The following is a 14198-nucleotide window of genomic DNA, read 5'->3' on the forward strand; positions in this document are numbered from 1 at the left end:
AGCGGTGGGAAAGCGTCAGGAGCCTCCAAGCTGATCAGTCTCGCCGCTTCCGGCGGGCCACGCAACTGGACCCGGTCAGTTCGCTAAGGGCAGATCAACCGCAGTGTCCGGTCAGCACCGTGAGCTCGGCAAAGCGCTCGTTCCGTAGCGCAGAGCTAGCCACGGCAGTCAGCCTACAACCTGACGCGGTGTGCGATTCAAGCGATTTTATCGGCCAAGATAACGTTTGTACTGTAGGCGTGTTCTGCCGCGATAGTGCCGGGCGTAACCTGTATGCAGCGCTACCGCACCAAACGTCTTGCGGGAGGACACCAGCTCACCATTCCGCAACTCTACGCGACCGATCGCCGCATCGGGACGTCTGTGGCAGCTTCTCTGCGAGAGAACTTGAAGCGGCGAAAGGGCGTCTGGGATGTTGCGAGCGCAGCTTACGGTGAGCTTAGCAGCGCCTGCGAGTTGGGGGCTCCTCATCCCCACATGCCATGTTGGATGCCTCCTCGAGCAATATCCGCCGCATCCAAATGCTCGCGGGGTCGGTATTGTGAAACGCGGGCCACTGCACAGCCTCGGTGAATGTGGGCAAGGGGAGGGGCGGTTCGACGATCCGCAGCGGCATACGTTTTTCGAAGTGTCTGGCCAGTCGCAATGGCATCGTGCCAATACGGCTGGTGTCTAACAGTATGGGCGGGATTAGACTAAAGCCCTGCACGACGACCTCAATTCGTCTCCTCAGACCGTGCTCAAGCAAAAACCATTCTTCGAGGTTCGGTCTCAACGCCCGTCCGAACTTGGCCGCAACGTGTCCCATCGCGATGTATTTCTCGACAGTAAGCTGACGGGATAGCTGCTTGTTCGCGCGGCAACCCACGCATACGAGGGTCTCGTCGAACAGCGTCGCCTTAGGGTGCGCGCTCGACATGAACAGTTCGGGCAGAATGAGAAAATCGACCTCGCCCCGACGGAGCAGCTCATCGGGCTCATCGGAAAATGGCAGCAATTCGAATCGTACCGCGGGAGCCTCTTGTGCCATGCGGTCCACAATTCTGCGAAAAAAGATGATTGTCATGAAATCCGAGAGAATGACCCTGAAGCGGCGGGTCGACTGAGCTGGGTCGAAGGCGTCCCGCGATATGATCGAGAGTTGGATGTGCAGCAGGGCCTCACGAACCGGAACGGCAAGCGCCTCCGCGCCGGGGGTCGGGACGAGCTCGCGACCTCTCATCGTAAAGAGTTCATCGCGGAAATACGTGCGCAGCCGCGCGATCGCAGCGCTCATGGCGGGCTGGCTCAGGTTAATTTTGCGAGCGGCCGCTGTGAGGTTGCGTTCCGTCATCAGAGCGTCGAGCGCAACGAGAAGATTTAGATCAAGTCCCTTGAACCGCATGTTCTGAGTCTATCCATCGTGTGGATGTGTTCTATCGAAACAATCAATTTTACCAAACTGGGGGATGTTGGATAGCAAACAGAAGTTTGCAAAAGTAATCAGGCGACCCACGATGGCTTCTGGTCCATCACGAGAGCTCACGGAAAAACGGCTGAACGTGCGAGCGCATCGGCCCATCCGTTTAGAGGGCGCCCATGAGCGCGCTATACCAGCCGTCGTGCTTCTTCTCAGTGCGAAGCTCGCTCGCCCAGTCGCCAAGCTGATCCCGATAAACCTTGGTATGCGGATTTCATCCGTTTCCATATTGGACGTTTACTCCCGTACAATTGAGAACGCTTTCAGCCTCGTTCTACTGTCGGGAAATAGCGGCAAGCGCAGGTTGCGGATGTCAATAACTTCAGGCGTCATTCCAAATGGCTCGCCTGTCCAGCGCATTCGGGGCGTACCCAAGATGTATAAGAACGAGTTCGATCTAGTGCCGCTCCGATGCGCCATCGACGAGGCGCGCGGCTCGATGGCTTTGCGCTCAGAGGTCAAAACGCCGGAGGACGATGCGGCAGCAGGCGGAAAAGCGTCCTGGTGCAGACAGGTTTTGGCGCGTCCAATCGTCTCGTCGGCATCTTACCGATTTATGGCGTGCAGGGCATTGGCCAAATGAGGAGTGCGAACCAAGCGATCGCCCCGTCGCGAGCAAAAGGCCGGCGCCGCGGCGCAGCTGGGCGGTGCCGAGCTCCGACAAAGCATGGCGGCGCATTTCAGTATTGATCAACGGTTCGGCGACTAACGAGTTCACGTCACCATCTCGGCTCTTAATTCCACTGGCGCAAGGAAGCTCACATGAACATTGCTGTGTCCCCGACTGCGCAAGGCTCTTCTGCGCGCGCTCAAGTGCATTGGAGTTGTCGTTGGGAGAGCGAACTGCAGCTCGCGGATCATGCCGAGCTCGCGGAGTTCTTCCGCAAGAGTTACGGACCCACGGGTGCGTTCAATGCGCAGCCTTTTGAGGGTAGCCGAAGTTGGGCCGGCGCAAGACCAGAGCTTCGCGTTATCGGTTACGACGCGCGTGGGGTAGCGGCTCACCTCGGGCTACTACGCCGCTTCATCAAAGTTGGTGAAATCGATCTCCTTGTGGCCGAACTGGGGTTGTATGCGGTGCGCCCGGATCTCGAAGGGCTGGGGATCAGCCACGCAATGCGCGTGATGTATCCCGCGCTGCAGGAGCTTGGCGTTCCATTCGGCTTTGGCACGGTTAGGCCGGCGCTCGAGAAACATATGATGCGACTGGTCGGACGGCAGGGGATCGCCACCCTGATGCATGGCATTCGCGTCCGCTCCACGCATCCGGATGTCTATCCCAATTTATCGCCGACGCGCATCGAAGACGTGATCGTCGTGGTGTTTCCGGTTGGACGCTCGATGAGCGAATGGCCGGCCGGAACAGTCATCGATCGGAACGGGCCCGAGCTGTGAAAGAGCGTGTCACACTATCTGCTGTCCGCTGCGACTACGCTGACGTGGGCGGAAGTCGAGCTGTCTATTTGACGTTTGACGATGGGCCAAATCCATTTTGCACGCCAGAGGTGCTCGATGTGCTGGCGCAACATCGGGTCCCGGCGACATTCTTTGTCATCGGCACTTACGCGACCGAGCATCCTGAACTCATCCGGCGAATGATTGCGGAAGGGCATGAAGTTGCGAACCATACGATGACGCATCCGGATCTATCTAGATGCGGATCTGCGAAGCTACGCGATGAAGTGGTGACTGCGAGCGAGGCGATCCGTTTGGCGTGCCCCCGAGCCGTCCCCAGGCATATGCGAGCACCGTACGGCATATGGACACAAGAGGTGCTCGCTATGTCGGCGAGAGCTGGTCTCACAGCTATTCACTGGTCGGTCGATCCGAGAGACTGGTCCCGCCCCGGGGTTGATAGAATTGTGAATTCCGTAATGGCGAGCGTTCGCCCGGGCGCAATTGTGCTCCTGCACGACGGATATCCTCCCGATGAGGAGAGACTATACACTGATGCCACGCTGCGTGATCAGACCACGAAGGCGCTGTCCTATCTAATTCCGGCATTACAGCGGTGCGGGTTCGCAATCCGTCCACTCCCTCAACTCCACTGAACGAAAAACCGACGCCCTATGGATCTGCTCGCCACAACCAGTGCTGCCGCCGTTTCAACGTACGCGCTGCTCTCGACCATCTATAAGAGCGCGCAAGCGCTTTATGCACAGCCGGCGACCAATTCATCGCAGCCGGACAACCTGGGACAATCCGAGTGTATTCTTCCCAGTGTGGACGTCATTGTACCGTGCTTTAACGAGGATCCGAACACGCTCGCGGACTGTCTGGCGTCGCTTGCGAGTCAAGACTACACCGGACAGCTGCAGGTCTTTGTCGTCGATGACGGATCTGCAAATCGCGACGTGGTCGCGCCAATACACAAGATATATGAGAACGATACGAGGTTCAGTATCATCTTGCTGGCAAAGAACGTCGGCAAGCGCAAGGCGCAGATAGCTGCAATACGCAGCTCATCTGGGGACCTCGTCCTCAACGTCGACTCTGACACGATACTTGCTCCTGACGTTGTCACGAAGCTTGTGTTCAAGATGCATGATCCGGAGGTCGGGGCGGCCATGGGGCAGCTGATAGCAAGCAATCGCAGCCAGACCTGGCTGACCAGGCTGATCGACATGGAATACTGGTTAGCGTGCAACGAGGAGCGCGCGGCGCAAGCTCGTTTCGGTGCCGTCATGTGTTGCTGCGGCCCATGTGCCATGTATCGTCGTTCCGCGCTCGACTTGCTTCTTGATCAATACGAAACGCAATTTTTTCGTGGAAAGCCCAGCGATTTCGGCGAGGACCGCCACCTAACGATACTCATGCTCAAGGCGGGCTTTCGAACTGAATACGTCCCGGACGCGATCGCAGCAACAGTCGTCCCGCACAGCCTTGGACCATATCTGCGTCAACAGCTCCGTTGGGCGCGCAGTACCTTTCGAGATACGTTTCTTGCATTGCGCCTGCTCCCAGAGCTCGACGGCTATCTGACGCTAGACGTTATCGGGCAAAATCTCGGCCCGCTTCTTCTCGCCCTTTCGTCACTTGCTGCGCTGGCACAGCTCCTAATCGGCGGCTCTATACCCTGGTGGACGGGATTGACGATTGCAGCAATGACTATGGTCCGATGCAGTGTGGCAGCGCTTCGTGCGCGCGAATTGCGATTTCTCGGTTTCTCGCTCCACACGCCGATCAATATCTTCCTCTTGCTGCCCTTGAAGGCCTATGCGCTTTTTACATTAAGCAACAGCGATTGGCTATCGCGCAAGGTCGCCAACGTGCCGGAAGAAGAAAAGCAGTGTGTCATCTTGCGCCCGAACGCCGGACGAAGCGCCGCAACAACAGGAGGAACGGGGCGGATTTGTAAGGCGGGGTCATCGCACCCTCCATTGAGTATGGCGGCGTCGGAGAGTGTTTCCGGTCGCGATCGTTCAACTGCCTGCAAATGAGTGGTCGGCTCATGACTCTGGACCAAAACCATCAGCTATTAGAGCGAGAGTTGGCGGTCGACGACCCATGGCGCCTCGACAGTAGTTCGTTCGAGCAGGAGCGATACGCGCAAATGCTCCGGATGTCACGTTGCAACGGAGAGGCTGCGTCTGCGCTCGAAGTAGGATGTGCAGCCGGCGCATTCACGAACATGCTGGCTGCGCTATGCGAGCGACTTACCGTTGTGGATGTCATGCCGCAGGCCATCGAGCGAGCGCGACGACGAACCAGTCAGTGGTCACATATTTGTTGGGTGACCTGCGACATTCAGCGGTTCTCGACCACTGAGCAGTTCGATTTGATTGTCGTAGCCGAGGTTCTCTACTACCTCAAGGGCATTGTCGAGATGCAGGCGGCTATCCGGAACCTGGTGAGCATGCTTGCGCCAAATGGGATTCTGGTTTTCGGGTCCGCGCGTGATGCTACATGTCAACGTTGGGGTCATGCTGCCGGTGCCGAAACGGTGATCGCTCTCTTCAGTGAGAGCCTGTCGGAGGTCGAGCGTCAACACTGCCACACCGAGTCGGCAAACGAAGACTGCTTGATCGTCCGGTTTCGGAAACCGGCTCACGCGTCAGAACAGTCAAACGGCGGTCACTAGGCCAGGAGGGCATATGCGAATCTGCGGCATCAAGTTAACGCATGACGGTGCAATTGCTGTCGTCGAGGACGGGCGGCTTCTTTTCTGCGTCGAGCAAGAGAAGCGCGGCAACAGTCCACGCTATCAGTCCGTCGACAATCTCGATGCAGTCGTGCTCGCCTTAGCGGAGCATGGCCTGGATCCGCGGGATATCGATCAGTTCGTCATTGACGGCTGGGACGGGGAGATGGAGTCGCAGTTCCAGGTCCTAAGCGGAGCTATGCCGATAGTGCTAAAAGGCGCGCCATATGTCGAGCGCCATGCTGAGGGGCTCCTTGATTCCGTCGACGGCGTTGGGCTCATCCTTGGCGGCAAGGAGTTTACATATAAGAGCTATCCGCATGTCACAGGCCACGTCGCGTCAGCATACAGCACCAGTCCCTTCGCCAGCGCAGGGAAACCCGCGTTCTGTCTGGTTTGGGACGGCTGTATCTTTCCACGTCTCTACTATGTCGAACCCCGGGGAGCGCGGCTTATCGAATCGCTATTTCCAATGATTGGCCACGCCTATGCTGCCGCGGGCCTTCACTTCGGGCCATACAGGCAACCGAACCGTTCCAATTGGGATCTCGGCATCGCTGGCAAGCTGATGGCTTACATCGCGCTCGGCTCCGTTGACGAAAGCATCGTGGAAGTATTCCAGGAACTTTATGAAACGCGCTTGGCGGCTGACACGGAGCAGGCTCGTCGCTACCGCGCCGATATCAACAATGCGGAATCGTCTCTTGCAGCTATACACGACTTCTTCGAGGCAAGCGCATTGCGCCTGACGGCCAAGCGAGGGGAGGATGTCCTTGCGTCGTTTCATGTGTTTCTGGAACGTCTTCTCGTTGAGCAAATCGCGATGGTTCTGCTGCGACACTCGTCGCTTCCGGGAGCGCGAAATCTCTGTGTCGCCGGAGGTTGCGGTCTCAATATCAAATGGAATAGCGCGCTTCGTGCGACGGGATTGTTCGATGACGTCTGGGTGCCCCCGTTTCCGAATGACAGCGGCTCGGCAATCGGTGCAGCGTGCGGTGCTGCGGCAGCGCAAGTTGGCTTCGGGCCGTTGGAATGGTCAGTCTACAGTGGTCCGGCCCTGCAGGAGAGCGAGCTTCCGCCCGACTGGGAGGCCGCACCTTGCAGTCTGAGTGAACTTGCGTCGGTTCTTGCCGAGAATAAGCCCATCATCTTTCTTTCCGGGCGCGCCGAGCTTGGGCCGCGGGCCCTTGGGGGCAGAAGCATTCTTGCATCCCCAACGTGCGCGGCAATGAAAGATCATCTCAACGACATCAAGCGTCGCGAGCAGTTCCGACCGGTAGCGCCGATCTGTCTGGAGGATCGGGCGCCGGAGATCTTCAGCCCAGGTACGCCGGATCCTTACATGCTGTTCGATCACCAGACCCGGGCGAATTGGCGGGACAAGATCCCTGCGGTGATCCATCTTGACGGCTCGGCGCGGCTGCAGACAATTTCCCGCAACTCTCCCCATAAAATTGCTGCGCTTCTCGTCGAATTTGAGCAACTCACCGGCATTCCGCTGCTCTGCAACACGAGCGCCAACCTGCACGGACGGGGGTTCTTTCCGGACGCTGCGGCGGCATGCCAATGGGGGTGCGTCGAGCATGTTTGGTGCGAGGGCATGCTCTGGAGCAAAACGGTCATCAAGAAGCCATCGTCCACGGAACGACTTCTGTCAGCCTAATATGAACATGTCCAATGTGGCGATCGACCTTGTCGGCGTGAGAAAGTCATTTGGGGACAAGGTTATCGTCAATGACCTGTCGTTCTCGGTTGCGCGCGGAGAATGCTTCGGTCTGCTTGGGCCAAATGGCGCTGGCAAAAGTACGATTGCGCGCATGCTTCTCGGCTTGATTTCGCCTGATCGAGGCAAGATTACGGTCCTCGATGAGCCTGTGCCTTCCCGCGCTCGTGCGGCGCGTGTGCGCGTCGGGGTGGTGCCGCAGTTCGATAATCTTGAACTCGAGTTCACCGTGCGAGAGAATCTGCTGGTGTTTGGCCGCTATTTCGGCATGAGCGCTCGCAAGATCGAAGCGGTTGTGCCATCGTTGCTTGAGTTTGCGCGCCTTGAAAGCAAAGCGGACGTGCGCGTCTCCCTGTTGTCCGGTGGCATGAAGCGGCGGCTGACGCTGGCGCGCGCCCTGATCAATGATCCACACCTACTCGTGATGGACGAGCCGACGACTGGGCTGGATCCGCATGCTCGTCACCTGATTTGGGAACGCCTGCGGGCCCTGCTTGCGCGCGGCAAGACGATCCTCTTGACCACTCACTTCATGGAAGAGGCCGAACGCCTTTGCGATCGGCTATGCGTGCTTGAGAGTGGATGCAAAATCGCCGAAGGCAAGCCAGACGCTTTGATCGACGAGCATATCGGCTGCAACGTGATCGAGATCTATGGCGGCGATCTAAATCAGCTTCGAGAGCTGATCACGCCTTATGCGCGGCACGTCGAAGTGAGTGGAGAGACGCTGTTTTGTTACGCGCGATATCCGGAGCAAGTCAGCCTGCACCTTCGCGGGCGAGCGGACCTTCGCGTTCTACAGCGTCCCCCGAATCTCGAAGACGTGTTTTTGCGGTTGACCGGGCGCGAGATGGAGAAATGAGCGATGAATGATGGTTATGCGTCGGTCATGCCGGCTAATGCGTACAATTGGACCGCGGTATGGCGTCGAAATTACCTGGCATGGAGGAAAGTCGCGCTTGCATCGCTTCTCGGCAACCTCGCAGATCCCATAACCAATCTGTTTGGCCTTGGCTTTGGCCTCGGACTCATTGTGGGACGGGTTGAGGGAACTTCGTACATTGCGTTTTTGGCGGCGGGTATGGTCGCGGTCAGCGCGATGACATCCGCGACCTTTGAAACCCTATATGCAGCCTTTGCTCGGATGGATGTCAAGCGCACCTGGGAGGGAATTTTGTTCACGCAGCTCACGCTTGGCGATATCGTTCTAGGTGAGTTGGTGTGGGCGGCCAGTAAATCCGTTCTAGCCGGGGCCGCAATCGGGATTGTCGCTGCGACCCTCGGTTATGCATCCTGGACGTCGGTTCTTTGTGCGGTACCGACAGTCGCTCTTACGGGCCTTGTCTTCGCCAGCCTGGCAATGGTCGTCATATCTCTTGCGCCAACTTACGACTACTTCGTGTTTTACCAGTCACTCGTCCTTACGCCCATGGTGTTTTTGTGTGGCGCGGTCTTTCCGACGAGCCAACTGCCCGACTCATTTCAGCACTTTGCCGGCTGGTTGCCGCTTGCACATTCGGTCGACCTTATTCGCCCAGTGATGCTTGAGCGCGGCGCCGACAGTACCGCCATGCACGTAGGTGCTCTCTGCGTTTACGCGGTCCTGCCCTTTTTCGCGTCGACAGCGTTATTTCGGCGCCGCCTGCTGCGTTGACGAGAGTTCAGCGAAACGGAGAAAGTCAAAGCGATGCAATGTCATGATGCGTCCGCGGGAGCTCGCGAGTGACCTGGTCTGTCACAGCAGCTTCTGCAACGGCCTTGAGACGCCGCGATCGAGCCAGCTCTACAGCCGCTTGTTCGGCCGATCGGTGTCGGGCGCCCGCACTCTTATTTCTGAGCGCCTGTCGCTAGGCGCCGAGACGGACCTTGCAAAGTCGTGTTGTGCTGTCTGGCCCGCGCACCGGCTACGCGCGACTGTACAGATGAGATCGGTGGGACGGCATGGCCTTGCCGTCATGATCAATGGAGAACGGGATGTTGTGCCTAGGACTAAGTGGCGGCCTTGACAGAATCTATGAAAGGTCTCGGGAGCTGCCGAATACATTTCTTCACGATGGTGCTGCTGTACTGGTGCAGGACGGCCGCGTAATTGCTGCGGTCGAAGAGGAGCGCCTCAACCGGGTGAAGCACTCCAACAAGTTCCCCAGCAATTCGATCCGATACTGCCTCTCTACCGCAGGAGTCGAGCTCAGCGACATCGACCGTATCGCGTTCTACGCGACTGAAGCTTACTGCAAAACCATGCTCGAGCGCCTTTCTGTTTCTCAGCCCGTTCCGTTGGACGCCAAACTGTTGCTGCGGCAACTGTTGGCACGGGAGTTCGGGGCCGAGATCGATCCGTCCCGGTTTTCCTTCGTGAATCACCACGAAGCACATGCCATGAGCGCGTTTGCCATGTCCGGGTTCGAGCAAAGTCTGGTCTTTGCGATCGACGGCGGAGGCGATTTTCTCTCAGGCTTAATGGCGGTAGGGTCTGGCACCGAAATTGCGCAGCTTGTAAGTTTCCCGGAACATAACTCCCTGGGGCTGTTCTACCTCGAAACGATCCGATATCTCGGCTACGGGATGTTCGACGAATACAAAGTGATGGGCCTTGCACCGTATGGTGATGCCGATCGCTATCGCGAGCTCTTCGCGCAGTTCTACGAGTTGTTGGACTGCGGTGGCTATCGCGTTCACCTGGATCGAATCGGACAGGCCTTGGTGCGCAACATCCAGGTTCGGCGAAAGGGAATGCCGTTCACCCAACAGCATCGAGATGTCAGCGCGTCCCTGCAGGAAGCGTTGGAGCGGATCGTGTTTCACATCCTGCGGCACCATCGTGAAGCGACGGGCATGACACGCTTGTGCCTAGCTGGCGGGGTTGCCCATAATTGCACGCTGAACGGTAAGCTGCTTTATTCGGGGCTATTTGACGACATCTTTGTTCAACCCGCGGCGCACGACGCCGGTTGCGCACTCGGCGCTGCATTAATGGTATCAAGCGAGTTAGGCAGGCCAGCGCCGCGCGAGCGACTGCCGGACGTTTATTGGGGACCCGATCTCGGGAACGAGCAAGCCGTGGAGCTTGAGCTCAACTCATGGTCAGGCCACCTCGACATTCGACGAAGTGATGACATAGCATCCAGTGCGGCAGACTGGATGGCAAATGGCGCTGTGATCGGCTGGGTTCAGGGTCGCTCGGAGTTCGGCCCACGTGCGCTGGGTAACCGCAGCATTCTAGCGGACCCGCGGCCTGCGGAAAACAAGGACCGCATCAACGCGATGGTCAAGAAGCGCGAGGGCTATCGCCCCTTTGCGCCATCTGTACTAGAGGAGGATGCGAGCGAGTTCTTTGAGCTCCCCGACGGCACGCGGCAGCTCCCCTTCATGAACTTCGTGGTTCGTGTGCGTGAAGCCAAGCGTAACGTGCTCGGTGCGATCACGCACGTTGATGGGACGGCTCGGCTGCAGACCGTATCGCGCAAGACAAACCCCGCCTACTGGGATGTCATTAATGCGTTCAAGAAGCGAACGGGCATTCCGATACTTCTAAATACCTCATTTAACAACAATGCCGAGCCAATCGTGCAGTCCGTGTCAGATGCGATCACCACGTTCTTGACGACTGATCTGGACGGACTTGTTGTTGGGCCGTTCCTCGTCAGGAAGCGGCCAGCATCACTGCAGGATTGGAGTGTGCTGGGCGCGTCATTGCCGCCGTATGCATCCCTTCATCGTGTTCGCTCCCACACAGCGCCAGATCGTCAGGAAACGGTCTGCGAGATCCGCACGGGACATTCCACCCACTCTAGTATGCGTATCTCACCTGAGCTTTTCGAGATCTTGATGCGAATCGAGGGCGAGGCGTCGCTAGGGTCGCTTTTCGACACAGGCCTGCTGGACCAGGCCAAGCGTGAAGATCTTGTGAAGGAATTGCGGCTCGTATGGGAGCTTCGGGGCGTTCGTCTGCGTCCGCTGCGCGCGGTTTGCGGTCACAATAAAGCGCAAAGCGGAACATAGCTGTGACTCATGAGCATCGCCACGCACATGCGTGCATCTGAGGGGACCAGGCCGGCCGATGCAGAGCGGGGCATTGGGCATCGGACTTCGGGCAGAACGATGCAACACCGCTGAAGAAAGGGCGGATCGTATTGAGAGAACACGGCCCATCACGGATAGCCCTGCTATGAAGTTCTACCGACGCAGCTCGCCGGTACTGCGATTGCAGACCCTGACGTCGGGCGAGAAGATACCCGAGATGTCCGTATTGACTTCTCTTGTCCAACCAGGAGCGCGCGAAAAGGCAAGGCAGATGGTTAACGGTTCGAGCAATGAGCGGTTCGTAGTGTCCCGGCGACGTACGGGCTTTGGCGACTGTCTGTGGTCACTGGCGTCAGCCTGGCGTTTTGCAAAGCAGACAGGACGGACGCTAGCCATTGATTGGCGGGGATCGTGTTATCTTGATGAACCATTCACCAATGCCTTCCCAATCTTCTTCGAACCGGTTGAAGACATTGGCGGCGTGCCGGTAATTTGCGATGACGACATCAACGAACGGTCGTTTCCGGCACCATTCTTCCCGGCATGGTGGAACAAGCCATCTATTGATTGCGTCTATCGCCCGGACGAGCAGATTTTCAGGGAACGCGACCAACTCGATCAACTGTTCCAAAGTCAGAGAGATAGCGACGCTAATACGGTTGTGTGTGATGCCTGCCTGATGTGGCGCTGCGATCAGGAGGCGGAGCGAGAAATCTTCCGGAGCATCAAGCCGCGACCCGAAATTCAAGCTCGGATTGATACTATCTACCGCGAGCACTTCGAGCCGTACAGTGTGATTGGCATTCACGTCCGGCATGGCAACGGCGAAGATATTATGGGGCATGCTCCCTACTGGGCGGACGCGGAGCGCGCCTTGCGACAGGTCTGTAATGCCATCGATAAGGCCAGGGGTTTAGCCCATGCAAGGCCTGTAAGGGCGTTCCTGTGCACGGACAGCGCGGTCGTCCTTGAGCAGGTTTCCGCTATCTTCTCTGATGTTTTCGCGATCCCGAAACAGTTCCAGGCGCCCCAAGCCGGCCCATTGCACAACCCTTCCTTCGGAGCCGAGGGTGGCTTTTCTGCCCTCACCGAGATGTATCTCCTTGCGCGCTGCGACACCGTGATCCGTTTTCCCCCGACAAGCGCCTTCACGCGCTATGCGCGTCTTTTCGTCCCTCGGGTTATAGAATTCGATTTGAACGATCCCAGCCGGTTGATCCTGATTGAACAAGACTCGCAAGAATTCGTGGCTTCATGAATGTCGTAGGGCGCTTGTTCGATCTGATCGCCACTCTTTACATTCAAACGTACTGAGAGTTCTTTTCGGGCTGCAATTGTCTGCCCAACGTGACGCCTCTGCCGCGAACTTCAACCAGAGAACAGAACGATGCGGCGGCCGAATGCCTTCCGCTCAAGCGCGGCGTCGACAACAGTGGCCCTAAGGTGCCGTCGCGGCGTTAACCGATGGAACACGTCGTCGTCTTCTTCGGGCGGCCCAGAAATCGAAGCCAAGCCGTGGTCGGCCGCGGATGAACATATCAGCACGCCGGCTCGTGGTCCGGAATCAACCTGCTCCGCGATATTCCAGTGCTGCTCGGAAGCAGCGCAGTGCAGTGCGCGATAAATCAGGCGGCTACTAACGAATCTGACGTGCGAGGCTGGTAACGTCAGTTTTCGAGTTTGCGTGGCTACTGGCCGTGGCCGCTATCCCCAGCGAGCGTTGAGTTCGACGAGAGGCGCTGGCCAGCCGCAGGCGCATCCCGTTATGCAATCAAGAATGCGTGCGCGGCTCGGGACCCTGTCTTGGAGAAGGCAAGTGTTGTGTGCCCGCGATGTTACGTAGCTGATGCGCCATCGCTGTCACAAAACAAACGCGCCGCTGTCTTGAACCCGCCAAGCACTCCGCGTGCGCGACATTAGGACGCGAAACGCGCGCGGATTTTCGTGCATCGCAGTGGCGCAAATCCTGCTACGTGTGCGCGGGAGCAACAGTAGAGGAGGCGGCCGTGGGTCTCGGTCTGCCAAATGACAATCTGAACGGACGCCCGATGCCCGAAGCACTTTTGCGGCGCCTCGTGCACGCCGATAAAGCGCGGGTTGATCGTGGAGAACCGAAGGCGATGTTGCTCACCGGGTCATCGCGCGGAATTGGCCATGCCACCGCCAAGCTGTTCTCGGAGGCAGGCTGGCGCATCATTTCTTGCGCGCGCCAACCGTTCGACGGCGAGCGATGCCCTTGGAAGGCTGGGAATGACGATCATTTCCAGATCGACCTCAGCAATCATCGAATGCTGCCGCGTGCGATCACCGAGGTCAAGAAACGCTTGGCGGGTGCGCCCTTACATGCGCTTGTGAATAATGCCGGTGTCTCGCCGAAAACGCCCACTGGCGATCGGATGACGTCGTTGACCACGTCAACCGAGACCTGGATGAGGGTGTTTCATCTTAATCTGGTGGCTCCAATCCTGCTGGCGCAGGGTTTGTTTGATGAGCTGAGAGCAGCGTCAGGATCGATTGTGAACGTGACTTCAATCGCCGGCTCGCGGGTGCACCCATTCGCCGGTAGCGCCTATGCGACCTCGAAAGCTGCGCTCGCGAGCCTCACACGCGAACTGGCCCATGATTATGCGCCGCATGGCATTCGCGTAAATGCGATCGCGCCCGGCGAAATCAAGACCGACATGTTATCGCCCGAGACGGAAGCCCGCCTCGTGTCAAGTATCCCGCTGCGCAGAGTGGGAACCCCGGATGAAGTGGCCAAGGTCATCTTCTTCCTGTGCTCGGATGCGGCGAGCTATGTCACGGGTGCCGAGGTGCCGATCAATGGTGGGCAGCATCTGTGAAACGGGCGG

At 58.1% G+C, this 14198-nt stretch carries 11 protein-coding genes; 10 read left to right on the plus strand and 1 reads right to left on the minus strand.

Features of this window, described 5'->3' with window-relative positions; genetic code table 11:
- Positions 1–439: 439 nt before the first annotated feature.
- Positions 440–1384 carry a transcriptional regulator NodD1 gene (gene nodD1, locus A5906_RS36540; RefSeq protein ID WP_080140007.1) on the minus strand — a complete coding sequence of 315 codons (945 nt, stop codon included), beginning with the start codon at positions 1382–1384 and terminating at the stop codon, positions 440–442.
- Positions 1385–2221: 837 nt separating this feature from the next.
- On the opposite strand from nodD1, the gene A5906_RS36550 reads away from it, so the two are divergent.
- From A5906_RS36550 to A5906_RS36600, 10 genes are all read left to right on the plus strand, one after another.
- Complete coding sequence (locus tag A5906_RS36550) at positions 2222–2854, plus strand: NodA family N-acyltransferase (RefSeq protein WP_080140008.1); 633 nt, start codon at positions 2222–2224, stop codon at positions 2852–2854.
- Positions 2809–3510, plus strand: a complete 702-nt coding sequence (gene nodB, locus A5906_RS36555; RefSeq protein ID WP_167523762.1) for a chitooligosaccharide deacetylase NodB — start codon at positions 2809–2811, stop codon at positions 3508–3510. The genes A5906_RS36550 and nodB overlap by 46 nt, the downstream gene beginning before the upstream one ends.
- A gap of 18 nt (positions 3511–3528) precedes the next feature.
- Positions 3529–4899 carry a chitooligosaccharide synthase NodC gene (gene nodC / locus A5906_RS36560; RefSeq protein WP_080140010.1) on the plus strand — a complete coding sequence of 457 codons (1371 nt, stop codon included), beginning with the start codon at positions 3529–3531 and terminating at the stop codon, positions 4897–4899.
- An 11-nt stretch (positions 4900–4910) separates the two neighbouring features.
- The gene (gene nodS, locus A5906_RS36565) at positions 4911–5540 is read left to right on the plus strand and encodes a nodulation methyltransferase NodS (RefSeq protein WP_080140032.1); all 630 of its coding nucleotides are present in this window, start codon (positions 4911–4913) and stop codon (positions 5538–5540) included.
- A gap of 13 nt (positions 5541–5553) precedes the next feature.
- The gene (gene nodU, locus A5906_RS36570) at positions 5554–7263 is read left to right on the plus strand and encodes a nodulation protein NodU (protein ID WP_080140011.1); all 1710 of its coding nucleotides are present in this window, start codon (positions 5554–5556) and stop codon (positions 7261–7263) included.
- A gap of 1 nt (position 7264) precedes the next feature.
- Positions 7265–8185: a nodulation factor ABC transporter ATP-binding protein NodI gene (gene nodI / locus A5906_RS36575; protein ID WP_136615747.1), complete on the plus strand. Its 921-nt coding sequence runs from the start codon at positions 7265–7267 to the stop codon at positions 8183–8185.
- A gap of 3 nt (positions 8186–8188) precedes the next feature.
- Complete coding sequence (locus tag A5906_RS36580) at positions 8189–8977, plus strand: ABC transporter permease (protein ID WP_080140012.1); 789 nt, start codon at positions 8189–8191, stop codon at positions 8975–8977.
- A 320-nt stretch (positions 8978–9297) separates the two neighbouring features.
- A complete protein-coding gene (locus A5906_RS36590) occupies positions 9298–11325 on the plus strand; it encodes a carbamoyltransferase family protein (RefSeq protein ID WP_080140034.1) in 2028 nt (675 codons plus the stop codon).
- Between the two features lie 166 nt (positions 11326–11491).
- The gene (locus A5906_RS36595) at positions 11492–12604 is read left to right on the plus strand and encodes a nodulation protein NodZ (RefSeq protein ID WP_080140013.1); all 1113 of its coding nucleotides are present in this window, start codon (positions 11492–11494) and stop codon (positions 12602–12604) included.
- A gap of 748 nt (positions 12605–13352) precedes the next feature.
- Positions 13353–14189 (plus strand): SDR family NAD(P)-dependent oxidoreductase, encoded by an 837-nt coding sequence (locus A5906_RS36600; RefSeq protein WP_080140014.1) that lies wholly within the window; start codon positions 13353–13355, stop codon positions 14187–14189.
- Positions 14190–14198 lie beyond the last annotated feature (9 nt).

The sequence above is a fragment of the Bradyrhizobium sacchari genome, from assembly GCF_002068095.1.
Taxonomy (GTDB): Bacteria; Pseudomonadota; Alphaproteobacteria; order Rhizobiales; family Xanthobacteraceae; genus Bradyrhizobium; species Bradyrhizobium sacchari.

Coding starts and splice junctions, on each gene's coding strand:
- A5906_RS36590 (WP_080140034.1), top strand. CDS start 9,298: ATGTTGTGCCTAGGACTAAGTGGCGGCCTTGACAGAATCTATGAAAGG.
- nodB (WP_167523762.1), top strand. CDS start 2,809: ATGGCCGGCCGGAACAGTCATCGATCGGAACGGGCCCGAGCTGTGAAA.
- nodU (WP_080140011.1), top strand. CDS start 5,554: ATGCGAATCTGCGGCATCAAGTTAACGCATGACGGTGCAATTGCTGTC.
- A5906_RS36550 (WP_080140008.1), top strand. CDS start 2,222: ATGAACATTGCTGTGTCCCCGACTGCGCAAGGCTCTTCTGCGCGCGCT.
- A5906_RS36580 (WP_080140012.1), top strand. CDS start 8,189: ATGAATGATGGTTATGCGTCGGTCATGCCGGCTAATGCGTACAATTGG.
- nodC (WP_080140010.1), top strand. CDS start 3,529: ATGGATCTGCTCGCCACAACCAGTGCTGCCGCCGTTTCAACGTACGCG.
- nodD1 (WP_080140007.1), bottom strand. CDS start 1,384: ATGCGGTTCAAGGGACTTGATCTAAATCTTCTCGTTGCGCTCGACGCT.
- nodS (WP_080140032.1), top strand. CDS start 4,911: ATGACTCTGGACCAAAACCATCAGCTATTAGAGCGAGAGTTGGCGGTC.
- A5906_RS36595 (WP_080140013.1), top strand. CDS start 11,492: ATGAAGTTCTACCGACGCAGCTCGCCGGTACTGCGATTGCAGACCCTG.
- nodI (WP_136615747.1), top strand. CDS start 7,265: ATGAACATGTCCAATGTGGCGATCGACCTTGTCGGCGTGAGAAAGTCA.